At 75.6% G+C, this 26,001-nt stretch carries 19 protein-coding genes; 10 read left to right on the top strand and 9 right to left on the bottom strand.

Going from position 1 to position 26,001, the window contains the following annotated elements; all coding sequences use genetic code 11:
- Window positions 1-17: 17 nt before the first annotated feature.
- The 3 genes from BX285_RS36540 to BX285_RS36530 all read right to left on the bottom strand — a co-directional run bounded on the left by BX285_RS36540 (window position 18) and on the right by BX285_RS36530 (window position 2,897).
- Window positions 18-1,220 carry an MFS transporter gene (locus BX285_RS36540; RefSeq protein ID WP_220784032.1) on the bottom strand — a complete coding sequence of 401 codons (1,203 nt, stop codon included), beginning with the start codon at window positions 1,218-1,220 and terminating at the stop codon, window positions 18-20.
- A 202-nt stretch (window positions 1,221-1,422) separates the two neighbouring features.
- A complete protein-coding gene (locus tag BX285_RS36535) occupies window positions 1,423-1,680 on the bottom strand; it encodes a ferredoxin (protein ID WP_259471028.1) in 258 nt (85 codons plus the stop codon).
- Window positions 1,677-2,897 (bottom strand): cytochrome P450, encoded by a 1,221-nt coding sequence (locus BX285_RS36530; protein WP_121179748.1) that lies wholly within the window; start codon window positions 2,895-2,897, stop codon window positions 1,677-1,679. Before BX285_RS36530 ends, BX285_RS36535 begins: the two co-directional genes overlap by 4 nt.
- A gap of 537 nt (window positions 2,898-3,434) precedes the next feature.
- Between BX285_RS36530 and BX285_RS36525 the strand changes: the two genes are divergently transcribed.
- The 5 genes from BX285_RS36525 (at window position 3,435) to BX285_RS36505 (ending at window position 7,023) form a co-directional block, all read left to right on the top strand.
- Window positions 3,435-4,520 carry an S-(hydroxymethyl)mycothiol dehydrogenase gene (locus BX285_RS36525; RefSeq protein ID WP_097234763.1) on the top strand — a complete coding sequence of 362 codons (1,086 nt, stop codon included), beginning with the start codon at window positions 3,435-3,437 and terminating at the stop codon, window positions 4,518-4,520.
- Window positions 4,517-5,161: an MBL fold metallo-hydrolase gene (locus BX285_RS36520; protein ID WP_121179747.1), complete on the top strand. Its 645-nt coding sequence runs from the start codon at window positions 4,517-4,519 to the stop codon at window positions 5,159-5,161. Before BX285_RS36525 ends, BX285_RS36520 begins: the two co-directional genes overlap by 4 nt.
- 63 nt (window positions 5,162-5,224) lie before the next feature.
- Complete coding sequence (locus BX285_RS36515) at window positions 5,225-5,626, top strand: pyridoxamine 5'-phosphate oxidase family protein (RefSeq protein ID WP_030060404.1); 402 nt, start codon at window positions 5,225-5,227, stop codon at window positions 5,624-5,626.
- Between the two features lie 73 nt (window positions 5,627-5,699).
- A complete protein-coding gene (locus tag BX285_RS36510) occupies window positions 5,700-6,431 on the top strand; it encodes a molybdopterin-dependent oxidoreductase (RefSeq protein WP_097234761.1) in 732 nt (243 codons plus the stop codon).
- Window positions 6,415-7,023, top strand: coding sequence for a cytochrome b/b6 domain-containing protein (locus BX285_RS36505; protein ID WP_259471027.1), 609 nt, complete (start codon window positions 6,415-6,417; stop codon window positions 7,021-7,023). Before BX285_RS36510 ends, BX285_RS36505 begins: the two co-directional genes overlap by 17 nt.
- A gap of 30 nt (window positions 7,024-7,053) precedes the next feature.
- Here the strand turns inward: BX285_RS36505 and BX285_RS36500 are convergent, their stop codons facing one another.
- On the bottom strand, window positions 7,054-7,977 hold the full coding sequence (locus BX285_RS36500; protein ID WP_183107372.1) for a hypothetical protein: 924 nt from the start codon (window positions 7,975-7,977) through the stop codon (window positions 7,054-7,056).
- 65 nt (window positions 7,978-8,042) lie between these two features.
- A complete protein-coding gene (locus BX285_RS36495) occupies window positions 8,043-9,773 on the bottom strand; it encodes an FAD-binding dehydrogenase (protein WP_121179744.1) in 1,731 nt (576 codons plus the stop codon).
- A 224-nt stretch (window positions 9,774-9,997) separates the two neighbouring features.
- Between BX285_RS36495 and BX285_RS36490 the strand changes: the two genes are divergently transcribed.
- Window positions 9,998-11,194, top strand: a complete 1,197-nt coding sequence (locus BX285_RS36490; protein WP_121179743.1) for a helix-turn-helix domain-containing protein — start codon at window positions 9,998-10,000, stop codon at window positions 11,192-11,194.
- Between the two features lie 19 nt (window positions 11,195-11,213).
- On the opposite strand, the gene BX285_RS36485 is transcribed toward BX285_RS36490, so the two are convergent.
- The 3 genes from BX285_RS36485 to BX285_RS36475 all read right to left on the bottom strand — a co-directional run bounded on the left by BX285_RS36485 (window position 11,214) and on the right by BX285_RS36475 (window position 15,415).
- Window positions 11,214-11,936: a class I SAM-dependent methyltransferase gene (locus BX285_RS36485; protein WP_121179742.1), complete on the bottom strand. Its 723-nt coding sequence runs from the start codon at window positions 11,934-11,936 to the stop codon at window positions 11,214-11,216.
- Between the two features lie 95 nt (window positions 11,937-12,031).
- Window positions 12,032-13,249 (bottom strand): MFS transporter, encoded by a 1,218-nt coding sequence (locus BX285_RS36480; RefSeq protein WP_121179741.1) that lies wholly within the window; start codon window positions 13,247-13,249, stop codon window positions 12,032-12,034.
- 105 nt (window positions 13,250-13,354) lie between these two features.
- Window positions 13,355-15,415, bottom strand: coding sequence for a phosphocholine-specific phospholipase C (locus BX285_RS36475; RefSeq protein ID WP_121179740.1), 2,061 nt, complete (start codon window positions 15,413-15,415; stop codon window positions 13,355-13,357).
- Between the two features lie 447 nt (window positions 15,416-15,862).
- On the opposite strand from BX285_RS36475, the gene BX285_RS36470 reads away from it, so the two are divergent.
- The 3 genes from BX285_RS36470 (at window position 15,863) to BX285_RS36460 (ending at window position 19,858) form a co-directional block, all read left to right on the top strand.
- Window positions 15,863-18,271, top strand: coding sequence for a tetratricopeptide repeat protein (locus tag BX285_RS36470; RefSeq protein WP_121179739.1), 2,409 nt, complete (start codon window positions 15,863-15,865; stop codon window positions 18,269-18,271).
- A gap of 275 nt (window positions 18,272-18,546) precedes the next feature.
- Window positions 18,547-18,897 carry a hypothetical protein gene (locus BX285_RS39430; protein ID WP_121179738.1) on the top strand — a complete coding sequence of 117 codons (351 nt, stop codon included), beginning with the start codon at window positions 18,547-18,549 and terminating at the stop codon, window positions 18,895-18,897.
- A 274-nt stretch (window positions 18,898-19,171) separates the two neighbouring features.
- Window positions 19,172-19,858: a sigma-70 family RNA polymerase sigma factor gene (locus BX285_RS36460; protein WP_121179737.1), complete on the top strand. Its 687-nt coding sequence runs from the start codon at window positions 19,172-19,174 to the stop codon at window positions 19,856-19,858.
- On the opposite strand, the gene BX285_RS36455 is transcribed toward BX285_RS36460, so the two are convergent.
- A complete protein-coding gene (locus tag BX285_RS36455; RefSeq protein ID WP_183107371.1) occupies window positions 19,844-22,783 on the bottom strand; it encodes a BTAD domain-containing putative transcriptional regulator in 2,940 nt (979 codons plus the stop codon). The two genes, BX285_RS36460 and BX285_RS36455, sit on opposite strands and share 15 nt — an antisense overlap.
- Window positions 22,784-23,154: 371 nt before the next feature.
- On the opposite strand from BX285_RS36455, the gene BX285_RS36450 reads away from it, so the two are divergent.
- On the top strand, window positions 23,155-25,965 hold the full coding sequence (locus tag BX285_RS36450; protein ID WP_121179735.1) for a BTAD domain-containing putative transcriptional regulator: 2,811 nt from the start codon (window positions 23,155-23,157) through the stop codon (window positions 25,963-25,965).
- Window positions 25,966-26,001: the final 36 nt, after the last annotated feature.

The raw sequence follows: 26,001 nt of genomic DNA, 5'->3' as shown, positions 1-26,001 counted from the left end.
TCCGATGCCGATCGCCGTCACCCCCGCCGGCCGGCGCCCGGCCGGGAGCGGGCGGCGAGCAGCAGCCCGGCGGCGGTCAGGGCCGCCGCGGTGCCCAGGACGGCGTGGGTCCCGGCGTGGTCGACGACCAGCCCGCCGGCCAGCGAGCCGACGGCGATGCTCGCGTTGAAGACGCCTGCCCAGACCGCCGCCGAGGCCTCGATCCCGGCCGGGTCGGCGGTGCGCACCCAGGTCTGGGTGGAGACCGACACCCCGCCGTACGAGGCGCCCCAGACCACCAGGACGAGCAGCACGGTGGCGAGGCCGCCGGTGGCGTACGGGAGCAGGGCGGCGGCGAGGGTGACGCCGGCGAGGGCGAGGAGGACGGCCGTCCTGGGGCGGCGTCCGGACAGCGGGCCGAGGGTGAAGTTCCCGGCGACGCCCGCCAGTCCGTACACCAGCAGACAGGCGGCGATGACGCCGTTGCCCAGGCCCGCGTCGGTTTCGAGGACGGGACGGACATAGGTGTAGCCGACGAAGTGGCCGAGCACGACGAACGCGGTGATCGCGAGCCCGACGGCGACGCCGCGGTGGCGCAGGGCACCGGCGAGGCTGCCCGGCCGTCCGCGGCCGTGGACCGGCAGGGCGGGCAGGGTGGCGGCGAGGACGGCGGCGGAGGCGACGGCGAGCAGGGCGAGGACCCAGAACGCGGCGCGCCAGTCGAGCAGGGCGGCGAGGTAGGTGCCCAGCGGGACGCCGAGGACGGAGGCGACGGAGACGCCGGAGAAGATCAGCGTCATGGCCAGGGGGAGGCGCGAACGGTCGGCGAGGCGCGGGCCGAGGCCGGCGGCGAGGCCCCAGACGATGCCCATCGCGGCGCCGAGCAGGACGCGTCCGAGGGCGAGGACGGCGAAGTCCGGGGCGAGGGCGGTCAGGGCGTTGGCGAGGCCGAGCAGCAGCATGAAGGCGACCAGGACGGTCCTGCGGTCGCGCAGCCCGACGAGCATGGGGGCGAAGGGGGAGAGGACGGCCGCGATCAGGCCGGTGATGGTGAGGGAGAGGCCGGTGACGCCGTCGGAGACGCCGAGGCTGTGGGACATCGGGGTGAGCAGGCCGACCGGCATCATCTCGGCGGAGACCACGGTGAAGGTGGCGAGGGCCATGGCCAGGACCGGCGACCAGCGGTGGGCGGCCGGCGGGGCGGAGGTGTCGGTGGGAGCAAGGGCTTCGGCGTCTGTCATGGGGTCAGCCCACCAGCCGGGGAGAGCGCCGAACAAGATCGATGAGCTCATCGATCCATGAGCCAGGCTCATCGATCCCGGCGTGCCGCAAGCCCGGCGTGCCCGCAGACCGCGACAGGTGCCCGCAGACTGCGGTGGGTGCCCGCGGGTTCCGGTGGTGCCCGCCCGCTGTCGGCGAGCGCAGGCACCACCGGAACGGGGATCAGTCCGCCGGGTCGATCCGGTGGCCCCCGCGGGCCGCGTGCAGGGTGAGCGCCTCGACCGGGCAGAAGTCCACCGCCTCGGTCAGTTCCTCCGTCAACTCCGCACCGCCGTCGGCGTACGCGGCCAGCGGGGCGGCCAGTCCGTCGGCGCCGAGGGCCAGCGAGCCGGGCGCGCTGCGCGCGCACATCCCGGAGCCGATGCAGCGGTCCCGGTCGACCCGGACCACCACCGGCTCGGTGTCGGCCCGGCCGGTCACCAGGCCACCCGGAGGGTGTTCGGGCTGCGGGTGAGCAGGCCGCGCCGCCAGTCGATCCGCTCGACCGGCTCGGTCGTCCGCAGGGCGGGCAGCCGGCGGGCCAGCCGGTGCAGGGCGAGCTCCAGTTCCATCCGGGCCAGCCAGGCGCCCAGGCAGTGGTGCGGCCCGGCCCCGAAGGTCAGCATCGGCGCGGCCAGCGGGGAGAACAGCTCGGTGCTCAGGTCCCCGGTGTAGACCGACGGGTCCTGGTTGGCGGAGCTGGCGTCGGCCGCCACCACGCTGCCGGCCGGGATCACCACCCCGCCGATCTCCACGTCCTCCACGGTGCGGCGCAGCAGTCCGGGCATGTGCTCGTGGGCGTCGCCGAGCGGGACGGCGCGCAGCAGCTGCTCGGTCGCGGCGGCGGCGCTGGACTCGTCGGAGGCGAGCTGCTGCCAGGCCTCGCGGCCGTCGTGGAGCAGGTAGACCAGGGCGTTGCCGAGGCTGGTCATGGTGGTCTCGTGGCCGGCCACGACCAGGCCGATGACCAGCGCGACCAGCTGCGCCTCGGTGATCGAGCCGTCCTCGGCGGCGGCCGCGAGCAGGCTGCTGACCAGGTCGTCGCCGGGCTCGGCGCGGCGCTGGGCGATCACCTCGGCGCCGAAGGCGGCGAACTCGTCCATCGCGGCGCCGATCGCCTCGGCGCTGTAGGCGGTGGTGGAGAGCGCGTGGTCGCTCCAGTGCGCGAGCCGCTTGGTGTCCAGGTTGTCCAGGCCCATCAGCCGGCTGATCACCGCGACCGGCAGCGGGCGGGTGTAGCCGCCGACGATGTCGGCGGGGGAGCCGTGGTCGATCAGCTCGTCGATCAGGGACTCGACGACCGACGCCACCCACGGCTTCCAGCGGGCGATCGCCCGCGGGGTGAAGGCCCGCTGCACGGTGCGGCGCAGCCGCTGGTGCTCGGTGCCGTCGATGTTCAGCATGCTCTGCGGGTCGTCCAGGATGTTGGGCGTGACCGTGATCGGCGGCGCGTCCGGCGCGTAGAGCGGGGCCCGGCCCAGGCGCGGGTCCGTCAGCACCTGCCGCACGTCGGCGTGCCGGCTGACCAGCCAGACCGGCGTGCCGGTGGGCAGCGCGGCGAGCCGGGGCGGCCCGGGCTCCAGGCGGCGCAGGCAGTGCAGCGGGGGGAGCGGGGCGGTGCCGGTTCCGGCGCCGGTCGCACTGTTCTCGATGGACATCCGTACTCCAGACTCCAGGGCGGGGGCCGCGGGGGCGGCCCGACGGGGGGTGGATCCGGGATTGGTGCGGGGACGGGTGGGTGCGGCCGGCCGGCGGCTCGACACGGCCGGGGCGGGGTCGGGCGTCTGCTGCGGAGTGGCGCGAAATGTGCGCGGGCGTACGGTCGGTGCGCGCCGGGCACGGGCGCCGCGCGGTGGCACGTCACCGGGTGGGGCAGGAGTGCTGAGCGTGGTCGCGTGAACCGCTTCTGCTACGACCGTACGTGGGCCGCGGGGCGCCCGTCTGCGGCAGTTCCAGCCAACACCGGTGCTTTCCGGGCACTTCGAGGCGTGCTGACGAGCGCTCGGCGCCGCCCGTGCGCCCCCGGTTCCAGGGCCGCGCCGGGACCGCTCGGGCGTCGCTGCGAGGACCGCACCGCGACTGCCGGGTGAGTGTCCGTGAGGTGGGCGCTACGCTTCGTGGGCAGTGCTTCTGCAGTCGTTTTGTCGCAGGTCACGCCGGTGCACAGGCGCACCGGCCGACGGAGGTGGAATCGGATGCCCCAGCAGGTCAAGGCAGTCATCGCGCGCGCCAAGGGCGCGCCCGTGGAGGTGACCACGATCGTGGTGCCGGACCCGGGCCCGGGCGAGGCGGTGGTCAGGATCCAGGCTTGCGGCGTCTGCCACACCGACCTGCACTACCGCGAGGGCGGCATCAACGACGAGTTCCCGTTCCTGCTCGGCCACGAGGCCGCGGGCATCGTGGAGACGGTCGGCGAGGGCGTCACCGAGGTCGCGCCCGGCGACTTCGTGGTCCTCAACTGGCGTGCGGTGTGCGGCCAGTGCCGGTCCTGTCGGCGCGGGCGCCCGCAGTACTGCTTCGACACCCACAACGCCAAGCAGAAGATGACGCTGCTCGACGGCACCGAACTGTCCCCGGCCCTGGGCATCGGCGCCTTCGCCGAGAAGACCCTGGTCGCGGCCGGCCAGTGCACCAAGGTCGACCCGGCCGCCGAGCCGGCCGTCGCCGGGCTGCTGGGCTGCGGCGTGATGGCGGGCATCGGCGCCGCGATCAACACCGGCAACGTCGGCCGCGGCGACTCGGTCGCGGTCATCGGCTGCGGCGGCGTCGGCGGCGCAGCCGTGCTGGGCTCCCGGCTGGCTGGCGCGGCGAAGATCATCGCCGTGGACATCGACGACCGCAAGCTGGAGACCGCCCGCACGCTCGGCGCCACCCACACCGTCAACTCCCGCACCACCGACCCGGTCGAGGCGATCCGCGAGCTGACCGGCGGCAACGGCGCGGACGTGGTCGTCGAGGCGGTCGGCCGGCCCGAGACCTACAAGCAGGCCTTCTACGCCCGCGACCTGGCCGGCACCGTCGTCCTGGTCGGCGTGCCCACCCCGGAGATGACGCTGGAGCTCCCGCTGCTCGACGTCTTCGGCCGCGGCGGCGCCCTCAAGTCCTCCTGGTACGGCGACTGCCTGCCCTCGCGGGACTTCCCGATGCTGATCGACCTCTACCTCCAGGGCCGCGTGGACCTGCGCGCCTTCGTCAGCGAGACCATCGAACTCGACGCGGTGGAGCAGGCCTTCGAGCGGATGCACCAGGGCGACGTCCTGCGTTCGGTGGTGATCCTGTGAGCGGGCACGGCACGAACGCCCGGGTCGACCGGCTGGTGACCGCCGGGACCTTCGAACTCGACGGCGGCAGCTGGGAGGTGGAGAACAACGTCTGGATCGTCGGCGACGACGAGGAGGCGGTGGTGATCGACGCCGCGCACGACACCGAGGCCATCGAGACCGCGCTCGGCGGCCGGCGGCTGCGGGCGATCGTCTCCACCCACGCGCACAACGACCACATCGACGCGGCCCCGGCCCTCGCCGCCCGGACCGGTGCGCCGATCCTGCTGCACCCGGACGACCTGCCGCTGTGGAAGCTCACCCACCCCGAGCGCCTTCCGGACGGCGAACTGGCCGACGGGCAGCGGATCGAGGTGGCCGGCATCGAGCTGACCGTCCTGCACACCCCGGGCCACGCGCCGGGCGCGGTCTGCCTGTACGCGCCCGCGCTGGGCACCGTCTTCACCGGGGACACCCTGTTCCACGGCGGCCCGGGCGCGACCGGCCGGTCCTTCTCGCACTTCCCGACCATCATCGACTCGATCCGCGAGCGCCTGCTGACGCTCCCGGCCGAGACGGTGGTGCGCACCGGCCACGGCGACCCGACCACCATCGGCGCCGAGGCCCCCGCCCTGCCGGAGTGGATCGCGCGCGGGCACTGACCGTCCGCACGCCCTACGGCCCCCGGGGACCGACCGTTTCCCGGGGGCCGTACGATCGCGATCATGGCCCATGACCCGCGCGACCTCGACGACGCCATGCTCGCCTTCTGGCGCGAGCGGCACATCTCCACGCTGACCACCAGCCGTCCGGACGGCACCCCGCACGTGGTGCCGGTCGGTGTGACCTTCGAGCCGGAGACGGGAACCGCCCGGGTCATCACCAGCCGCACCAGCCGCAAGGCGCGCAACGTCGCCGCGGCCGGGCCGGAGGGCATGCGGGTCGCGGTCTGCCAGGTCGACCGGGCGCGCTGGGCGACCCTGGAGGGCGTCGCGGTCGTCCGCGACGAGCCCGAGCAGGTCGCCGAGGCGGAGCGCCGCTACGCCGAGCGCTACCGCCCGCCGCGGGTCAACCCGGACCGGGTGGTCATCGAGATCGCCGTCGACCGCGTCCTGGGCCGCGGCTGACCCTGATGACGAAAGCCTTACGGGAGGGGGCCGGCCCTGGCCATCACCCGGGTCGACCTGCTCGAATCGTCGGGTGGACAGAACACCTCAGGGCGACGGCGCAGCGGACGAGAGCCGGGGCACCCCGGTCGGGCGGCGGGTGGTGCTCGGCCTGCTCGGCCTCGGGGCGATCGGGGTGGCGGCCGGACCGTACCTGCAGCGGGCGGAGTCGGCCCTGGCGGAGCGCGATCCGAGCGGCCTGAGCGGGCTGCTGCCCGGGAACAACGGCTTCCGGTACTACTCGGTGGTGACCTCCGTCCCCGAGCGGGACGCGGGGACCTACACGCTGACCGTCGACGGCCTGGTCCGGCGCCCCGCGACGCACCGGCTGGCCGACCTCCAGGCGATGCCGCAGCGGCGGCTGGTCAAGGACGTCCAGTGCGTCACCGGGTGGCGGGTGCCGCACACGCCCTTCGAGGGGGTGCCGCTGGCGCACCTGCTGGACGCCGCCGGGGTGGCGCCGGAGGCGAAGGCCGTGCGCTTCAGCTGCTTCGACGGCGCGTACACCGAGAGCCTCACCCTGGAGCAGGCCCGGCGGGACGACGTGCTGGTCGCGTTGCGCATGCAGGACGCCCCGATCACGCACGACCACGGCGGGCCGGTGCGGCTGTACGTCGCGCCGATGTACTTCTACAAGTCCGCGAAGTGGCTCTCGGGCATCACGGTGACCGGCTCGGTCGAGCCGGGCTACTGGGAACGGAACGGTTATGACGTTGACGCCTGGGTCGGCCGGTCGAACGGGCGAAGTGATGAACCGACGAACTGAGCTGGTCCTGCGCTTCACCCGCGCCGAGCGGTGGGTCCACCGGGTGACGGCCGCGCTGATGGGCGTCTGCCTGGCCACGGCCGGCTGCCTCTACCTCGCCCCGCTCGCCGAACTGGTCGGCAACCGGCCGCTGGTGGTGACCGTGCACGTGTGGTGCGGCCTGGCCCTGCCCGTACCGCTGCTGCTCGGCCTCGCCTTCCGTGCCCTGCGGGCCGACCTCGCCCGGCTCAGCCGCTTCACCCCGACCGACTGGCAGTGGCTGCGGGCCGTCCGGACCAGGGCGGCGCACCGGCCCGCCGGGAAGTTCAACGCGGGCCAGAAGCTGTACGCGCAGTGGACCCTCGGGTCGATGCTGGTGATCGTCGGCACCGGGCTGCTGATGTGGCTCACCCACCTCGCCCCGGCGTCCTGGCGGACCGGCGCGACCTTCGTGCACGACTGGCTGGCCGCCGCCATCGCCGTCGTGGTCGCCGGGCACGTCCGGATGGCTTGGCTGGACCCGGAGTCGCGGCTCGGCATGCGGACCGGGCTGGTGGAACGCCGCTGGGCCGAGCGCGAGCACCCGCACTGGCGGCCGGCCGACCCGGAGTAGGTCCCCCGGCCCTGCCTCGGTGCGGTGCCGTCACCCGAGCCGGTCGACGGGCAGGGTGAGTTCGGCGGTGTGCAGCCTTCCGGCGGTCTGGAACTGCAGGAGGACCCGCCAGTTGCCCGGCTCCGGGAGGAGGGCCTGGAAGGTCAGGGTGGGGCCGCCGTGGTCGCCGTGGACGGCGTCCGCCGGGTGGAGGTGGGCGAGCGCCTGGTCGCCCTCGTGGAAGGCGCTGAGGTGGGCGTAGCTGTCCAGGTACGGCTGGAGGTCGGTGACCGGTCGGCCGTCCCGGCTGATGGTCGCGACCAACTGGTGTGCCCCGGCCATCGGTTGGGCGTGCAGGGCGACGGTGTAGCCGTCGACGGTGGTGGTGTCGGCCGGGGCGGGCAGCGGCACCGGGGTGGAGTCGCCGGGCACGGTGACGGTGCGGCTGAGGACGAGTTCGGCGGCGTGCGGGCCGGTGGCGGGGACGAAGTCGGCGTACAGCCGCCAGCTGCCGGGGGTGAGGGCGGCGAGGTCCGCGGTCCAGCTGCCGTCCTCGGCCGGGTCCGGGTGGAGGTGCTGGAAGCCGGTGAGATCGGTGCGGATCGCGTAGAAGTGCAGCTTCTTGGTCTGGTGGACGGCGAAGTCGGTGACGGGTGCGCCGTCCGGGCCGGCGACGGTGAACCTGAAGGCCGACGGACGCCCGGCGGGCAGCTCGGTGGTGGCGGTGTCCAGGCGGTAGCCGTCCTGCTCGGCGGCGAGGCCGCGCCCGGGGCTCTGCAGGGCGCCCGCCGCGCCGGGCGCCATCCCGGGCATCCCCGCCATCCCCGCCGTCCCTGCTGTCCCCGGCGTTCCGCCGCTCGCCGGAGCGGGGGAGACGGACGGAACGGAGGCCGCCATCCCGAGGACGAGCAGCACCGGCAGGCAGGACGCGAGCAGCCAGCCCCGGCGGAACGGACGGGCGGGGGAAGCGGTCATGGGCAGGTCCTTCCGTCGCGGGCGCGCCCCGAGGCGGCGCCGGCCGGGCCGAGGGATTCGGCTCACTACAACGGGAGACCGTCGGCGGGCGGCTCGATAACCGAAATGTCGGAGGCGGTGCGGGGAGCACGCGGCACCCGCCCGAGGGCCAGGCCCGCCGCTCGGCCCGAGAAGATGCAGCCGCCGAGGAAGGTGCCCTCCAGGGCGTTGTAGCCGTGAACCCCGCCGCCGCCGAAGCCCGCCACCTCGCCGGCCGCGTAGAGCCCGGGGACCGGGGTGCCGTCGGCGCCGAGGACCCGGGAGTCCAGGTCGGTCTGCAGGCCGCCGAGGGTCTTGCGGGACAGGATGTTGAGGCGGACGCCGATGAGCGGGCCGTGCGCCGGGTCCAGGATCCGGTGGGGTTTGGCGACCCGGGCGATCCGGTCGGTCAGCGACCTGCGGGCGTTGTGGATCGCCATCACTTGCACGTCCTTGGTGAACCCGTTCGCCAGTTCGCGGTCGCGGGCGAGGATCTGGCGCTCGATGTCGGCGGCGTCGAGCTTCGGGCCGCGGGCGATCGTGTTCATGGCCGCGACCAGCTCCGGGAGGGTCCGGGCGACGACGAAGTCCTCGCCGTACTGCTTGAACCGCTCCACCGGGGCGGGGGCGCCCTTGGCGAGCCGGCTCTTCAGCGCGAAGCGGAGGTCACGGCCGGTCAGGTCGGGGTTCTGCTCGGAGCCGGAGAGGGCGAACTCCTTCTCGATGATCGACTGGGTCAGGATGAACCACGAGTAGTCGTGACCGGTGGCCAGGATCTGCTTCATCGCGCCGATCGAGTCCGCGCCCGGCACGCCGGAGGCGCCGGTCAGCCGGCGCCCGTCGGCGTCGAACCAGAGCGAGGACGGCCCCGGCAGGATCCGGATCGCGTGGTCCGGCCAGACCGGATCCCAGTTGTGGACTCCCTCGGTGTAGGCCCACATCCGGTCGCGGTTGACGACGCGTCCGCCGGCCTCCTCGGTGATGGCGAGCATCCGGCCGTCGACGTGCGCCGGGACACCGGAGATCAGGTGCCGCGGGGCCGGGCCGATCCGCTCGGTCGGCCAGTTGGCGCGCATCAGCGCGTGGTTGTGCCCGATGCCCCCGGAGGTCACCACCACCGCTGCCGCCCGCTCCTCGAACGGCCCGACCTCCTCGCGTGAGGACGGCCGCCCGCGCTCGGAGTCGTCCGGCACCAGCACCGCGCCCCGGATGCCGACCACGGCGCCCCGCTCGGTCAGCAGCCCGTCCACCCGGTGCCGGAAGGCGAACCGCACCAGCCCGCTCCGCTCCGCCCGCAGCACCGGGCGGGCGAAGGCCTCCACCACCCCGGGCCCGGTGCCCCAGGTGATGTGGAAGCGCGGCACCGAGTTGCCGTGGCCGGTGGCCGAGCCGCCACCACGCTCGGCCCACCCCACCAGCGGCACCACCCGGTGGCCGAGCTCGCGCAGGTACCGGCGCTTGCCGCCGGCCGCCCACGCCACGTACGCCTCGGCCCAGCGACGGCCCCAGAGGTCCTCGTCGTGCGGCCGGTCGAAGGCCGCCGAACCGAACCAGTCCTGCCGGGCCAGCTCCAGCGAGTCCCGGATCCCGGCCCGGCGCTGCTCGGGGCTGTCGACGAAGAAGAGGCCGCCGAGGGACCAGAACGCCTGCCCGCCCAGGTTCCGCCGGTTCTCCTGTTCGACGACCAGCACCCGCTTGCCGGCCTTCGCCAGCTCGTGGGTCGCCACCAGGCCGGCGAGACCGGCCCCGACCACGATGACATCGGGCTGGAACGTCATTCGGCTCTCCCGCAGGGCCACCGCCGTCGCGCGGTCGCGACGGCTCCGCCGCCCCATGGTGGCGCGCCGGGCGGGCGGGGCGGGACTAGCCTTGTCAGGTGGTGACAAAGAAGACTGTCCCGGACGCGCAGGGCGCACGGTCGACGGCGTCGGGCCCCGCTGCACAGGGTTCCGCTGCACAGGGCTCTGCCGCACAGGGCTCCGCGGGCGACCGGCGGAGCGTCGTGACGCGGATCCTCAAGGACGAGACGGCCGTGGTCGACTCGTTCATGGCCGCCATCGCCCGGGAGATTCCGGCCTACGCCAACCTTGACGCCCGCCAGCTGGCGGAGGTCCGCTCGATCATCGTGTGGACGCTCCGCCGGGTACTCGAACTGTGGTCCGTGGACGGCGAGTTGGAGCCCGGTGACCTGCGGATGTTCCGCGGCGTCGGCGCGGTCCGGGCCCGCGACGCCCGGCCGCTCGCGGCGGTCCTGCGCGCCTACCGGGTCGCCGCGCTCGCGTTCTTCGAACGGATCGGCGACGGCTTCGCCGACGGCCTCTCCGCCGCCGACACCGCCGCGCTCGCCCGGGTGTGGCTGACGGTCCTCGACCAGTCCTCCGAGGCGATCTTCGACGGCTACGAGTCGACCGGGCGCAGCCTCAGCGAGGACCGTGAGCGCTCGTTGCGCGGGCTCCTCACCGACCTGCTGCTCGGCCGGCAGAGCCACACCGGCACCCTCCGTGCCCGCCTGCGCGAGCTCGACGCCCAACTGCCGCCGTCCTTCGACCTGGTGGTGGCCGACCCGGCCGGTTCGGCAGCCGGGCCCTCGGGGACGGCCGCGCCGACCGGGGCCGCCGAGGACGCGGAGCGGGCGGCGTCGGTCGTGACCGCGGCCCTGGACGCGCGGGCCGCCGGGGAGGCCGCGGACCGCGAACTCGCCGCGATCCACACCACGATGGACGGCGTCGGGGTCGCCCTGGTCAAGGCGGTCGACCCGCAGGAGCTGGACCGCCTGATGACCGGGCACGGGCTCACCGGCGCCCTGCTCACCGGCGCCACCGCCGCCACCGCGCCGCGCGACTACCGCCTCGCCGCGCACGGCGTGCGGCACGCCTCCGCCCTCGTGCGCGCCGAGCGCCGGGTGCTCGACCGCGGCGACCTGGAGGTGGTGGCCCTGGTCACCGGACACCCGGACGCCGATCCCGCGCGGGTGGCCGGCACGGTGCTGGGCCACCTCACCCAGGAGCCCGAGACCCTGCGCACCCTCGACGCCGTCCTGTACTCCGACGGCGCCGCCGCGGCCGCGGCCCGCCTCCACGTCCACCCGCAGACCGTCCGCTACCGGCTGCGGCGTCTGGCGGCGACGACCGGCCGCGACCCGCGGACGCCGTGGAACCGGTTCGTCTTCCGTGCCGCGCTCCTCGCCGCCCAGCCATAGCCGCTCGCGGTCGGTCGGTTCAGATTCGGCCCAGCACCAGCCACTGGGCGGGCAGGTCGATCCGTCGGCCGTCCGGGGTGGTCTCCGTGGTGGACAGCGGCAGGTCGCCGGTGGCGAGGACGGCGAGCCCGGCGGCGCGGAAGAGGGCGGGGAAGGCCGCGTCGGCGACCTCGGCGGGGGCGAGGCCGTGGGCGAAGACCGGGACCAGCTTCGGGGGCGGGCCGGCCGGGCTCCGGGCGAGGTCCGTCAGGACGGTCTTGGCGGACTCGGAGAGTTCGACGACGAAGGCCCGGCCGCGGTCGCCGAGCAGGGAGGCGACGGCCTCGGCGACCGGGCCGCGGTCGGCCGGCTCGCACTGGTGGATGAGGCCGCGCACGTACACGTTGGCGTCGCCGAGGCGGTCGTGCAGCGCCCGGACGGCTTCGGCGTCGGTGGCGTCCAGCTGCGCGAACTCGACCCGCCGGTGCGGATCCCGGCGCCGGGCGAGGTCGAGGGCCGCGGCGGACAGGTCGACGCCGACGGTGCGGGTGAACCGTTCGGCGAGGAAGCCGGTCTGGGTGCCGTTGCCGCAGCCCAGATCCACGAGGGGCAGCTCCGGGTCGGTGAGGTGGCGGTCGAACAGGTCGAGGTGGCGGGCGGCGGTGAGGGAGGGTTCGGCGTCCCAGATCACCGAGCCCGGCTCCTCGGGTGCGCCGCGCCAGAAGCCCTCCCAGGCCTCCCGGTACCGATTCGTCACGCTCATGGGGAGTCCTCCCGTTGTCACGCACAGTGTCGGGATCGTGTCTATCGGTCCCGAGTCCGGGAGGCAAACCGGGCATAGGGGGCAAACCGGGCGGGTCAGGCCGGGGTGCCCGCCTGGCGCAGCAGGTACGCGCCGGAGGCGGCGGCCAGCAGGGCCATGCAGGCGGCGAAGACCAGGCCGGCGTGGGCCAGGCCGACCGGCCCGGTGAGCAGGCCCACCCCGATGACCGGGATCGAGATGCCGAAGTAGGCGACCACGAACAGCGCCGAGAGGGCGCCACCGCGGTGTTCGGCGGGGCTGGCGGCGGCGATCTCGCCCACCGCGCCGCGCAGGCCCATGCCCTGGCCCGCGCCGCCCACCAGGGCGCTGAGCACCAGCGGGGCGAGGACGGTCCAGGCGAGCGAGGCGGACAGCAGGGCCAGCCCGGCGATGAGCACCAGGCAGCCCAGCGGGATCGCCCGGGCGGTGCCGAGCCGGGGCACCAGGAGCTGGCCGAGGGTGGAGGCGAAGAACGCGGTGAAGACGACGAGGCCGATGGCGGCGAGGTTGTGCACGCCCAGCGCGCCGGTGAGGAAGGCGGGGCTGACGGAGGTGAACAGGCCGAGGAGGGAGAACCCCGCGAAGGCGGCGATCGCGGCCGGGACGAACACCCGGCGGACCTCCGGCGGCAGGCTCGGCCGGTGGGGCCGGGCGGTGCGCAGCGGGCGGGCCCCGGCGACGGTCTCCGGCAGCAGCAGGAGGAGCGCGAAGGAGGCCGCGACCAGGGCGAGGTGCACGACGAAGGGCAGGACGAGCGGGGCGGGGGCGTACTCGGCGAGCAGGCCCGAGAGCAGTGGCCCGCAGCCGAGGCCGCCCATGTTGGCGGCGGTCGCGACGAAGCCCGCGCGGGCACGCTGCTCGGGCGGGGCGAGTTCCAGCACGTACGCGGTGCCGGTGCCGGTGAACAGCCCGGCCGAGAAGCCGGACAGCAGCCGGCCGACGAGCAGCAGCGGCACGTCGTCGGCGGCCAGGAAGACGACGGCGCTACAGGCCGCGAAGCCCAGGCCGCAGAGCAGGACGGGGCGGCGGCCGACGGTGTCGGAGACGTTGCCGGCGAGCAGTAGGACGCCGATGACGCCGAAGGCGTAGACGGCGAAGACGACGGTGACCGTCAGCTCGGAGAAGCCGATCTTCTCCTGGTACAGGCCGTAGAGCGGGGTGGGCAGGGTGGTGCCGGCCATGCAGACGGCGAAGGCGACGGCGGCAAGGAGGTAGCCCGTGCGGGCCACGGACGGCCGAGCGGTGGCCGGCCGGGCGGTCCGATGATCGGTCATCCGCCCACGATAGGTCACCGGGCGTTCCCGGGCCGCGACGAGGACCGTCGGCCCCGGGCGGGTGGGCCCGGGGCCGGGATCCGTTTTCGGTCAGCCGGTCGGCCGTCAGTAGGTGATCAGGCCGGGGTCGGAGAGGCCGGGGGTGCCGGTCTCGACGTGGCCGGCCAGGCGGCGGACGAAGTCGACGGTCGCGTTGGAGGTGACGGTCACGTCGTACCAGTTGCGGCTGGAGCTCAGGTCGACGGTGTACGCGACCGTCGCGCCCTTGCGGACGGTGACGGTCCGCGGGGTGCCGGCGTAGGCGTTGGTGACGGTCAGGACGACGTCCGCGCTGCCCGCGTTGGTGAGGGTCAGGTCGAGGTTGCCGGTGGCCGCGTTGTGGCGTGCGGTGACCTCGGGCCCGGCGGTCTTGCCGGGGTTGCGGAAGCGGCGCAGGAAGCTGTTGGGGCCGTGGACGGTCAGGTCGGTGACGCCCTTGGAGTAGGTGGTGTTCCAGGCGTCCGCGATCGACTTCCCGGCCTCCGCCGTGTACGTCCACGGGCCGTCGGTGCGGTTCGCCGAGGTCACCAGGAACTGGGCGCCGGCCGCCGCGCCGCCGCTGAAGGTGAGGCGGTACTTGCCCGTGCCGGTGTCGGCGGCGCCGTCCACGAACGGGGCGTACTTCAGCGGGCGGGTGGGCTTGCTGCCCGCCTCCTGCTTGGGCATGGTGCCGGTGGCGGGCGGGGTGGGCACGTAGTCGGGGTGGCGGTTGTGGTCCGGCGGGAGGTAGCCGGCGGTGGAGGGCAGCGCGGCCGGGGTCGCGTTGGCGGCGGTGAAGTCGAAGGCGGAGGTCAGGTCGCCGCAGATGGCGCGCCGCCAGGGCGAGATGTCGGGCTCCAGCACGCCGAAGCGGCGCTCCATGAAGCGGATGATCGAGGTGTGGTCGAAGGTCTCGGAGCAGGTGTAGCCGCCGGTGCTCCAGGGCGAGACCACCAGCATCGGCACGCGCTGGCCGAGGCCGTACGGTCCGGCGGAGTAACTGGCGTTCCCGGCGAAGTAGTCGGCCGTGGTGGAGACCGTCGACAGGCCCTGGGAGGCGGAGGAGGGCGGGAACGGCGGTACGACGTGGTCGAAGAAGCCGTCGTTCTCGTCGTAGGTGATGAACAGTGCCGTGCGGGCCCAGACGTCCGGGTTGGAGGTCAGCGCGTCCAGGACCTGGGAGACGTACCAGGCGCCGTAGTTGGCGGGCCAGTTGGGGTGCTCGGTGAAGGCCTCGGGGGCGGCGATCCAGGAGATCTGCGGCAGGGTGCCGGCCTGCACGTCGCGGCGCAGCACGTCGAACAGGCCGTCGCCGGCCTTGGCGTTGGTGCCGGTGCGGGCCTTGTCGTAGAGCGGGTCGCCGGGCTCGGCGTTGCGGTAGTTGTTGAAGTAGAGCAGCGAGTTGTCGCCGTAGTTGCCGCGGTAGGCGTCGCCGATCCAGCCCCAGGAGCCGGCCGCGTCGAGGCCGTCGCCGATGTCCTGGTAGATCTTCCAGGATATTCCGGCCTTCTCCAGCCGCTCGGGGTAGGTCGTCCAGCCGTACCCGGCCTCCTGGTTGCCGAGGACGGGGCCGCCGCCGGTGCCGTCGTTGCCGGTGAAGCCGGTCCACATGTAGTAGCGGTTCGGGTCGGTGGAGCCGATGAACGAGCAGTGGTAGGCGTCGCAGATGGTGAAGGCGTCCGCGAGCGCGTAGTGGAACGGGATGTCCTGGCGGGTGAGGTACGCCATGGTGGTGGCGGTCTTGGCGGGCACCCACTGGTCGTACTTGCCGTTGTTGAAGGCCTTGTGGCCGCCGGCCCAGTCGTGGTTGAGGTCCTGGACGAACTGCATCCCCAGGTCGTTGACCTGGGGGCGGAACGGCAGCACCTCCTTCTTGCTGCTGTCCGTCTGGTGCCACACCGACTGGCCGCTGGGCAGGGTCACCGGGCGGGGGTCGCCGAAGCCCCGGACGCCCTTCATGGCCCCGAAGTAGTGGTCGAAGGAACGGTTCTCCTGCATCAGGACGACGATGTGCTCGACGTCCTGGAGGGTACCGGTGGTGCCCTGCGGGGCGATCGCGGCGGCCCGCGCGATGCTCTGCGAGAGCGAGGTGAACGCGGCGGTGGCGCCCGCGAGTTGGAGGAAACGACGACGGTTCAGCTCTGCCATGGGTGGATGACCTCTGGTGTCGCGAGGGTGGTGGACGGCACCCCAAGGACAGCGGCTGCGGGGTACCGCCCGGCGGACCACTCATGACTGCCCGCTGTACGTCCGGCGAACGCCTCAAGTTGTCTGAACACGTTCTGTGGGGTCCTGCCGGTCGGCCGGCGAGTCGGCCGCCGGGGTGCGCCCAGGGCTCCGAGCGCGGAGCTGTCGAGCGGGCCGGCGGCTAGGCGCACGCCCGGGCCGGACGAGCCGGGTCGCGGTACCCCCGTCGCCGCGTCCCGGCCCGTCCGGGTCCGTCGGTGGCTCATCCTCGCCGTGGTGCGGGCGGGCGGACCACGACGTTGACCTGACGTTGACCTGACACTTGGGGCCCGTGAGGGCTACGCTCGTCCGCGGTCCGCGCCGGACGGTCGGGGCGGCGGCACGGTTCGCCGGGATCCGGGGGGATGTGTGGGAGCTGTCGTCTTCGCCGCGCTGCTGCGTGAGCGACGCCTGTCGGCGGGGTGGAGCCAGGACGAACTCGCCGAGCGCTCGGGGGTGTCGGCCCGCTCGATCAGCGCCCTGGAGGCGGGTGGGCGCCGGCCGCGGCCGTCCTCGGTGGTCCGGCTCGCCGAGGCCCTGGGCGTCGACCAGGACACCCGCGCCCGGTGGCTGAAGGCCGCCCGGGACGTGGGCTCGCAGCAGCCGGCCGGAGCCGACGGGCAGGCCGACCCGGACGCCCCGGAGGCCGTACGGCCGGGCGGCGACGGTGGTGGGGTGCGCCCGGGGCCTGCCCGAGCCCTTCCCGGCCCGCCCGGGCCGCCGGTGCCGCAGCAGTTACCCATGGCGATCCGGCACTTCACCGGCCGCAGCCGGGAGCTCCGGGCGCTCGACGAGCTCCTGCCGGACCGCGCCCCCGGCTGCGGTGCGGTCGTGATCTCGGCGATCGCCGGCACCGCCGGGGTGGGCAAGACCACCCTCGCCGTGCACTTCGCCCACCGGGTGGCCGAGCACTTCCCCGACGGGCAGCTCTTCGCCAACCTGCGCGGCTTCGACCCGGCCAGGGCGCCGCTCGACGCCGCCGACGTGGCACGCGGCTTCCTGGACGCGCTCGGCGTGCCGGCCGCCCGCATCCCCGCCGACCAGGACGGGCAACTCGCGCTGCTGCGCAGCCGACTGGCCGGCACCCGGACGCTGATCGTCCTCGACAACGTCCGCGAGGCGGAGCAGGTCCGCCCGCTGCTGCCCGGCTCGGACACCTGCCTGGTGGTGGTCACCAGCCGGAACCGGCTCTCCGGCCTGGTCGCCCTGGACGGCGCGGTGCCGCTCCCGCTCGACGTGCTCTCCCCGGCGGAGGCGCGCGAACTGCTCGCCCGCCGCCTGGGGCCCGCAGCCGTCGCGGAGCAGCCGGCGGAGGTCGGCGAACTGGTGGAGCTGTGCGCCCGGCTGCCGCTGGCCCTGAACATCGCCGCGGCCCGGGCCGCCGACCACCCCGGCACCCCGCTCGGCGTCTGGGCGCGCGAACTGCGCGACTCCCGCGCCCGCCTTGACCTGCTGTCGGCCGGGGACGGCCACGCGGACGTCCGGGTGGTGCTCTCCTGGTCCTACCGCGCCCTCGCCCCGCAGGCCGCCCGGCTGTTCCGGCTGCTCGGCCTGCATCCGGGCCCGCACATCGGCGTGGCCGCGGCGGCGAGCCTCGCGGGCCTGTCGCAGTCCGAAGCCCGCCGGCTGCTGGACGACCTGCACCGCGCTCATCTGATCGCCGCGCAGGGCCGGGACCAGTACACCCTGCACGACCTGCTGCGCGCCTACGCCGCCGAGCGGGCGGACGCCGACGAGCCCCCGCAGGAGCAGGCCGAGGCAACCCACCGGATGCTCGACCACTACCTCCACACCGCCCACCGGGCGGGCTGCCTCGCCTACGCCGACGACGCCTCCTGGCAGCCGCTCGACCTCGCGGAGCCGGCCGCCGGGGTGGCGCCCGAGGAGCTCGCCGACCGCGGACAGGCGCTCGCCTGGTACCGGGGCGAGCAACCGGTGCTGGAACGGACCGTCGACCTGGCTCACCGGGCCGGGCTCGACGTGCACGCCTGGCAGCTCGTCGGCGCGCAGGTCTCCTACCTGCTCAAGTCGGGGCTGTGGCAGCAGTGGCAGCGGGCCAGCGAGACCGCGCTGGCCGCCGCCGAGCGCGCCGTCGACCTCGCCGGGCAGGCCCGGGCGCACCGCTGGCTCGGCCAGGTGCACCGCTCCCTCGGCCACCAGCCCCGGGCCCGGCGTCACCTGCAGCTCGCCCTCGACCTGTTCGACGCGCTCGGTGACCGGCCGCGCCAGGGCCGGACCCGGCTCGACCTCGCCCTCGCGTACGGGGAGGAGCAGGCCAACGCCGAGGCGGTGGACGAGTCCCGCGGGGCCCTGGAGCTGTTCCGGGCGATCGACGACCCCGGCGGGCAGGCCCTCGCGCTCAACAGCATCGGCTGGTACCTGACGCAGCAGGGCGAGTCGCGGGCCGGACTCGACCACTGCCGGCGCGCGCTGGACCTCGCCCGCGAGGCCGGCAGCCTCTCCGCCCAGTCGTCCATCCTGGACAGCCTCGGTTACATCCACCACCAACTCGGCGAGTACCGCGAGGCCCTGCCCGCCTACCACGAGTCGCTGCGGCTGCGTCAGGCGGTCGGCGACTACTTCCTCCAGGCGGACATCCACACCCACATCGGCGACACCCACCTCGCGCTCGGCGAGACCGCGGCCGCCCGGGCCGCCTGGACCAGCAGCCTCGCCATCCTCGAACACCTGCAGCACCGCGACGCCGACGGGGTCCGCGCGCGACTGGAGACCCATCCGTCCGACGACGGCAGTGCTGACGGCCTCGGCGTCGACTGACCCCCTGCATGCGCGAACCACGACTGCGCCGCCCGTACCCGTTCAACTGAACCGGTCCCGACCGGAAGACCGTTGAGCGGGGCAGGGTGCACCGCGCGCCCCGCAGAGTGCCGGGAGTCCGTGCCGCACGGCCGCCCGGCCGGACGTGCGCACGAATTCCCCCGCTCGGTCGGCTCCCGCTCGGTACCGTCGTTCGGTGGCACCCGGCGCCCGCCGGGTGCCACCGAACGAGAACGAGCACGAGTCCCGTGAACGGGACGGGGGAGGGGCACGGGATGGATGCGGACGAGCCGGAGGTGCGGGAGCTCGTTGCGGCCCTGGCACGGGCGGAGGCACCGGAGCTCGCGGGGCCGCCCGGGCTGGAGGTGCCGGAGGCTGCGGCGGAGGAGGTGATCGAGGTCGCCCGGCGGCTGGCGCTGCGGGCGGTGCCGGACGGGCGGTGGCGGCCGGGTTCGGCGCCGGGGCTGCTGGAGCTGGCGACGGCGCTCGTGGTGGACGAGCACCCGTCGGCGCCCGGGTGGTCGGCGGCCGAGCGGGAGCGGCTGGCGACCTGGGTCGCGGCGCTGATCGAGCACCGGGGGGAGGACGGGGTGCAGGACCTGCTCCGGGCGCTCAACGGGGGCTGAGCGGGGTGCGGGCGGGCGGCTGAGCGGGGTGCGGGGCGGGCGGCTGGGTGGCGGCTGAGCGGGCAGTGGTGCGGGCCGCTGAGCGGGCGCCGGCGCTCGCGCTCACGGGAAAGTTCGTGCCCGATTCCATGCAACCGTTCGGGCGTTGGCGGATCGTTGGTGAGGACTTGGCGGGGTCCGGCAGTGTGCTGCCGTAGCCACCGCCGGGGAGATCCGGCGGTGCCCAACGGTGCCCTTCCCGTGCCGTGCCCCTGCCCGATCTGAGAGGTAGCGCGTGTCGAAGCCGTCCGTCGCCCAGCCCACGTCCGTCGCCCAGCCCTCCGGGGGCCCGTCGACCGCGGCCGGGGGTGCTGCCACCGCCCCGGCCCGCCCGACCCTCGACCCCGAGACGCTTGCCGAGATCCACCGGCTGCACGGCGGCTACCTGCTGCGCGCGCTGCTGCGGGCCACCGGCGGGGACCGCGGCAAGGCCGAGGACATCCTGCAGGAGACCCTGCTGCGCGCCTGGCAGCACCCCGAGGCGCTGAGCGCCGGGCCCGAGGCGAGCCGGCCCTGGTTGTTCACCGTCGCCCGCCGGATCGCGATCGACCACTACCGGATGGCCGCCGCCCGCGCCAAGGAGGTGATCGGCGAGCCGATGGAGGACCGGCCGCTCGCCGAGGACCCGTACGAGCAGGTCGTGGTGGCCCGGGACATCGCGCTGGCGCTGCGGCGGGTGCAGAAGCACCACCGCGAGGTGCTGGTCGAACTCCACCTGAAGGACCGGTCGGTGCTGGAGGCCTCGGCCCGGCTGGGGGTGCCGCCGGGGACGGTCAAGTCCCGCAACTTCTACGCGATCCGGGCGCTGCGCCCGGTCCTGGCGGCGGAGCACGGCTACGCCCCGCCGGAGCGCGGCTGCGCGGGCGCGGAGCAGGGCGCCGCGAAGGGCGCTGCGAAGGGCGCCGCCTCAGCCGCCCGGTGAGCGGTCGGCCGGTGAGCGGTCGCCCGGTGAGCGGTCGGCCGCGCGCAGGTCGAGGGACTCCTCCAGGCCGGCGGTGAACTCGCTCGGGCAGCCCGCCCGCCGGTCGTGCGCGCGGAAGCGGTCGAGCGCGATGCGCAGCCGTTCCCGCACTTCCGGCTCCCGGCCGCGGGACAACAGGTGGGCGGCGTAGGACTGTTCGGCGAGCGCGTGCAGATAGAGCAGGCCCGCCTCCTCGCAGGCGGCGAGCAGCCGGTGCCAGACCAGGTCGGCGGCGTCGTCCCGGACGGTTGGCAGGAGGCCCTGCGCCTCGGTCAGCATCGACCACAGGTGGACCTGGGTGACCGGGGTGGGCGGCAGCAGCTCGCGGGCCTCCCGGGACTGTCGCTGGGCGCCCTCCCGGTCGCCCGTCGCCAGACTGACCCAGCCCTGGTGGACCTTGGCGTCGACCAGCCGGCGGCGGTTGCCCGACTCCAGGGCCAGGGCGGTGGCGGCGGCCGCCAGCCGCCGGGCCTCGGCGGAGCCGCCGAGCATCGCGGTCACCAGGGCCAGGGTGGCCAGCGCCCGGATGCGCGCGGAGACGGCCGCGGGCCCGTCCGCCGACTCGGCGGCCGCCACCGCCCTTCGCGCCGCCTCCGCCGACTCGTGCCGGCGTTCGAGTGCGACCAGGGCCTGCGCCCGGCAGTTGAGCAGCAGCGCCACCGCGACCGGGTCGCCGCAGCGCTCGGCCGCCTGCTGGCCCGCCCGGGCGCGGGCCAGCCAGTCGGTGAAGCGGCTGGCCCCGTAGTAGAGCGAGCCGGTGGTCAGGGCGAGCCGCCAGGCGCGCCGGGGGTCGGTGGTCGCGGCGGCGTCGGTCAGCGCGCGGATCGTCGGCTCCTCGGCCTGGAACCAGTCGAGCGCGGTGCGGATGTCGACGGCGGTCGGGACGGCCTGCGGCGGGTGGGCCGGTGCCTCGGTGTCCTCCTGGCCGGGATCGAGGAAGAAGCCGCAGCGCTGCAGCGCCGCGAGGTAGTAGTCCGCCAGCCGCTCCCGCAGCAGGCGCCGGTACGGCGCGGGCTTCGCGGCGAGCAGGCCGGCGCCGTACAGCCGGACCAGCTCGGTGCGGCGGTAGCGGCCGGGGGCTGCGCCGGTGACCAGGTGGTGGGCGGCGAGCTCGCCGAGCGCGCGGTGGGCGGTGGCGGAGTCGGTGCCCAGTAGGGCGGCGCTCGCCAGGGTGTCCACCTCGCTGCCGGGGTGGGCGGCCAGGGCGGTCAGCAGCTCGGCTGCCAGGTCGGAGAGTCGACGGCGTGTCAGATCCAGCTGTGCGCCGACGGCGAGGGCACCGCCGGCGTCCAGGACGGCCAACCGGGTCTGCTCGTCGGCGAGTTCGTCGGCCAGCTCGGCGATCGTCCACTCGGGCTGGGCGGCCAGCCGGGCAGCGGCGATCCGCAGGGCGAGCGGCAGGTGGTCGCAGAACCGGGCGAGCCGGGCGGCGGCGTCGGGCTCGGCGCGCACCCGCTCGGGCGTCAGGGCGCGTTCCAGCAGTAGCAGCGCCTCCTCGGCGGGCAGGGGGGCCAGCCGCAGCAGGGTGGCGCCGTCGAGGGCGACCAGGTCCTCCAGCGAGCCCCGGCCGGTGACCACGGCGGCGCAGCCGGGGCCGTCGGGCAGCAGGTCGGCGACCTGGTCGGCGTCGGCGGCGTCGTCCAGCACCACCAACAGCCTGCGGCCGTACGTCCGTTCGCGGAAGAGGGCGGCGCGTGCGGTGCGGTCGGCGGGCAGCTCGTCGGCCGGGACGCCGAGGGCGCGCAGGAACTCGGCGAGGACGGCCTCGGGCTGTGCGGGGGCGGTCGGGGTGACGGGGGCGGCCGGGTCGGTCGGCTGGGTCGAGCCGGTCGGGGCGGCCGGGGCCAAGTCGTGCAGGTCGGCGAAGAGCACGCCGTCCGGGAAGCGGGCGGCGGCCCGGTGCGCCCAGGCGGTGACCAGCGCGGTCTTGCCGACTCCGGCCGGGCCGACCACCAGCACCGGGCCGTCCCCGCCGCGGTCGGGACCGCAGTCGTGGTCCAGCCGGTGGAGTTCGCTCGCCCGGCCGACGAAGTCGACCGGACGGCGGGGGAGTCGGCGCGAGGCCGGGGAGGCGTGCGAGGCGCGGGGAGCGGGGGGAAGGGGACTCGGCGCGGGGGTCGGGGGTGTGGCGGGCGGCTGCTCCGGGTGGTCGTCGGCCAGCACCTCGGCGAGCGCGGCCTGCAGGACCGGGCCGGGCCGGATCCCCAGCTCGCGGTCCAGCCGCTGCCGGGCCCGGTGGTAGGCGGCCAGCGCGTCCGCGGGCCGTCCGGCCTGGTGCAGACAGCGCACCAGCAGGGCCACCAGCTCCTCGCGCAGCCCGTCCGCCCGCACGTTCTGCTCCAGCCCTGCCACTGCGGCCGCACCGGTGCCCTGCCGTAGCCGCAGCCCGGCCCAGCAGAGCAGGGCGGCGGTGCGGGCCTGCCCCAGCTGGTCCACCGCCGCGGCGCGCGACGGGGTGTCGGGCAGATCGGCCAGGGCCTCGCCGCGCCACAGCCGCAGGGCCTCCTCCAGCAAGGCGACGGCCACGGTGTCGTCACCGCGGTCGGCGTGCTCGGCGGCCCGCGCGGCCAGCGCCTCGAAGCGCAACGCGTCCACCTCCTCGGCCGGCCCGGCCAGCAGGTAGCCCGACGCCCGGGTGTGCAGCTCGAACGGGGTGCCGGCGAGCAGCTTGCGCAGCGCGGCGACATGCCCCTGCACGGCCGCCCGCGCACTGGCCGGCGGCCACTCGCCCCACAGCGCCTCGCAGAACTGGTCCACGGTGACCACGCGCCCGAGCCGCAGCGCCAACAGCGCCAGGATCGCCCGCCGTTGCGCCCCGGCCAGGGTGGCGAAGCCGCGCTCCTCGACCCGCAGCTCCACCGGGCCGAGCAGCCGAATCCGCACCACAACCCCCACCACGCCACACGACCGGACCCGAGGGTCTGCCCTCGGGGTGGAGCAGTGTAGTGCGCGAAGCTGTCCGGCTCGCGACCTGCCGCCGCTCCTGTTGTCGGGTGGACGCGGGCGGGGCCGGTGTCGGTTGCGGCTCGGACCCGCTGCCTCCGCTGGGCGCGGGGCTGGTGGGTGAACGGTGCTTCGTGCCACACCCGTCGAATGGGTAGCGGCCCCGGTGGGGCGCCGGGCCGGGAGTCCCGGCGGCCCGTCCGGTGCCGCGGCCGTTCGGCGTGGGAGGCCTCGCCGACGCGGTGTGAAAGGCGCAGGTGGGGCCTATCCTCGAACGGATCGGGGAGGCCGCGGGTGGGGGAGGAGAGGGGCGCGTGCACATCGATCTGCTCGGCCCGGTGCTCGTGCGGCGCGAGCACGGGGCGGCGGCGACGCCCTCGGGCCCGAAGCGCCGGGCGTTGCTGAGTGCGCTCGCGGTGCGGATGAACCAGACGGTGGCCACCGAGGAGCTGATCGAGCTGGTCTGGGACGGGGCGGCCCCGCCCACCGCCCGGTCCGCGCTGCAGGGGCACGTCGCGGCCCTGCGCCAACTGCTGGACGGGACGGGCCTGGTCCTGGACACCCGGGCGTCCGGGTACCTGCTGGCCGGCAGTCCCGACCGGGTGGACGTGCTGCGCTTCCTCCGGCTCTGCGAGCAGGCGGGCGTGCTGCTGCCCGAGCCCACCGGCCGCGTGCACCCGGCGGGCGGGGCGCCGGAGGACCCGGCGGTGCCGCTGCTGCGCGCCGGGCTGGACCTGTGGCGTGGCCCGGCCCTCGTCGACTGCGGCTCCGCCCTGCTGCGCGAGCGGGTCGTCCCGCCCCTGGCCGACCTGCGGCTGCGTGCTCTGGACCGGCTGGCCGAGGCGCTGCTCCGGGCGGGCCGGGGCGGCGAGTTGGCCGCCGAACTGGCCGAGGCGGCCGATGCCCACCCGTCCCGGCAGGCCCTGGCCGCCCGGCTGGTGCACTGCCTGGAGCAGGGCGGCCGGTACCAGGAGGCGCGGGAGCGGTACGAACGGGCGACGGCCCTGCTCTCCGGCCCACCCGGACCTGAACTGCGCCTCGTCGGCGAACGGTTGAGGGCACAGCCCGCCTCCTCCGCTGCCCCGACCACGATCACGGCGGTCGGGGCCGCCACCGCCTTCGCGGCCGTCGTACCCGACCGCAGGTTCGTCGGCCGATCGGCCGAACTCGCCGCACTGGACGCGGCCTTGCCGGCAGCCAGGTCCGGCCGTCCGGTGCTGGTCACCGGCCCGGTGGGGGCCGGCAAGACCGCCCTGGTCCGGCACTGGGCGGCCCTGCGGGGCGCCGAGCGGTTCCCGGACGGCGTCCTCCACGCCGACCTGCGCGGCTTCGACCCGGCAGGGCCGCGCCAACCGGCCGACGTCCTGGGCGAGTTCCTCACCGCCCTCGGCGACGCCCCGGACGCCCTGCCCGCCGCCACGGCCGAGCGCTCCCGGCGGTACCGCGACCTCGTCTCCGGCCGCCGGATGCTGATCGTGCTGGACGACGCCGCCTCCTACGAACAGCTCCTCCCGCTGCTGCCCGACCCGCCGGCCACGCACCCCCGACCCGACGACCCCGGGCCGGACGACCCCGGGCCGGACGACCCCGGGCAGGAGGAGGCCGGGCACGAGGAGGCCGGCACGCCCGTCACCGTCGTCACCAGCTGCGGCCGGCTGCGCCACCTGCTGGTCCGCGAGGGCGGCGTCCCGCTCCCGCTCGGCGTCCTCACCGGTGAGGACGCCGCCGCGCTGCTCGCCCGCGCCCTCGGCCCGGACCGTACGGGCACGGGCCCGGAGGCCGTCGCCGAGCTCGCCGAACTCGCCGAGCGGTGCGACCGGTTGCCGCTCGCGCTGCGCCTGGCCGCCGCCCGGCTGGTCGCCCGACCCGACTGGACCCCCGGCGACCTCGCCCGCGAACTCGCCGACGAACAGACCGGGTTGGCCGCCCTCTCCGGGCCCGGCAGCGGGACCGCCCGCGGCCCGATCGGCCTCATCAGCGCCCTGGACCGGACGTACCGGACCCTGACGCCCGACGCCGCCCGGCTGTTCACCCTGCTCGGCCTGCACCCCGGCGGGGTGATCGACACCGCGACCGCGGCCGCCCTCGCCGACCTCCCGCCCGCCACCACCCGCACCCTGCTCACCGCGCTGGACGCCGTCCACCTGCTGGAGGAGGCCACCCCGGGCCGCTACGCCCGGCGAGAGCTGGTGCGCCGCTACGCCGCCCGCAAGGCCGCCGAACTCACCTGCGACGAACGGTTCGTCGCCCTCGACCGGCTGATCGCCCACTACCTGGAGGTGACCGCCGGCTGGACGGCCGAGAGCGCGGCGGCCGGCGGCAGCGACCGCGCGGCGGCCTGGTTCCGTCGGGAGGAGAGCGCGCTGCGGGCCGTCGTGCTCTGCGCCGAGCAGTACGGCCGGACCGCCCACGCCTGGCAACTCGCCCACCGGATCGGCCTGTTGTACGAGACCACCGGCCACGACCGGACGCACTGGCGGGCCGTCGTCGAGGCCGGGCTGCGGGCCGCGCACGCGGACGGGGACGACGCGGCCGCCGCCCGGCTCGGCACCGACCTCGCCGTCCTGCACATCGCCCGCGCCGCCCACCGGACCGCCTCCGAGCACCTGGACCGCGCCGTCGGGGCGGCCGACCGGGCCGGCGACCCGGCGCTGCGCCACCACTGCCGCAGCCGGGTGGGCGCCGCACTGCTGCGGGCCGGGCGGTACGAACGGGCGCTGCCGCTGCTCACCGACCTGGTGGCGGCCGCCCGCACCCCGGCCGCCGACCACCTGCTGGTCCGCTCGCTCACCGACCTCGCCGACGCCCTGGTCCTCTCCGGCCACCCCGGGCCGGCCCTCGACCACGCCGACGAGGCCGTCCGCACCGCCACCGCCCGCGCCGGATCCGCCGAGGCCGTCCTCGCCGTCCACAGCCGGGCCCGCGCCCTGCACGCCCTCGGCCGCCGCGACGCCGCCCTCTCCTCGGCGCGACTCGCCGTCGCCCTGGGCCGCACCGTCGGCGACCCGGCGCTGGAGGCGCGCTCGCACGGCCTGCTCGCCGACCTGCTGGAGGAGCTGGGCCGCGGGGTGGAGGGGGCGGAGGCGCGGCAGCGGGCGCAAGCGCTGGTGGCGGGCAGCCGCTGACGGGCCTTCCGGGACGCACGGATCCACCTGCCGCCG

The organism is Streptomyces sp. 1114.5 (genome assembly GCF_003635085.1).
Classification (GTDB): domain Bacteria; phylum Actinomycetota; class Actinomycetes; order Streptomycetales; family Streptomycetaceae; genus Kitasatospora.
The sequence above is the reverse complement of the archived record's forward strand: the minus strand, read 5'-3'. Positions and strand labels throughout refer to the sequence as shown.

Excerpts from the sequence above, each read along its gene's own strand:
- BX285_RS39430 (WP_121179738.1), top strand. The coding sequence starts at position 18,547 with ATGGATGCGGACGAGCCGGAGGTGCGGGAGCTCGTTGCGGCCCTGGCA.
- BX285_RS36505 (WP_259471027.1), top strand. The coding sequence starts at position 6,415 with ATGAACCGACGAACTGAGCTGGTCCTGCGCTTCACCCGCGCCGAGCGG.
- BX285_RS36495 (WP_121179744.1), bottom strand. The coding sequence starts at position 9,773 with ATGACGTTCCAGCCCGATGTCATCGTGGTCGGGGCCGGTCTCGCCGGC.
- BX285_RS36525 (WP_097234763.1), top strand. The coding sequence starts at position 3,435 with ATGCCCCAGCAGGTCAAGGCAGTCATCGCGCGCGCCAAGGGCGCGCCC.
- BX285_RS36485 (WP_121179742.1), bottom strand. The coding sequence starts at position 11,936 with ATGAGCGTGACGAATCGGTACCGGGAGGCCTGGGAGGGCTTCTGGCGC.
- BX285_RS36540 (WP_220784032.1), bottom strand. The coding sequence starts at position 1,220 with ATGACAGACGCCGAAGCCCTTGCTCCCACCGACACCTCCGCCCCGCCG.
- BX285_RS36515 (WP_030060404.1), top strand. The coding sequence starts at position 5,225 with ATGGCCCATGACCCGCGCGACCTCGACGACGCCATGCTCGCCTTCTGG.
- BX285_RS36480 (WP_121179741.1), bottom strand. The coding sequence starts at position 13,249 with ATGACCGATCATCGGACCGCCCGGCCGGCCACCGCTCGGCCGTCCGTG.
- BX285_RS36530 (WP_121179748.1), bottom strand. The coding sequence starts at position 2,897 with ATGTCCATCGAGAACAGTGCGACCGGCGCCGGAACCGGCACCGCCCCG.
- BX285_RS36475 (WP_121179740.1), bottom strand. The coding sequence starts at position 15,415 with ATGGCAGAGCTGAACCGTCGTCGTTTCCTCCAACTCGCGGGCGCCACC.
- BX285_RS36500 (WP_183107372.1), bottom strand. The coding sequence starts at position 7,977 with ATGACCGCTTCCCCCGCCCGTCCGTTCCGCCGGGGCTGGCTGCTCGCG.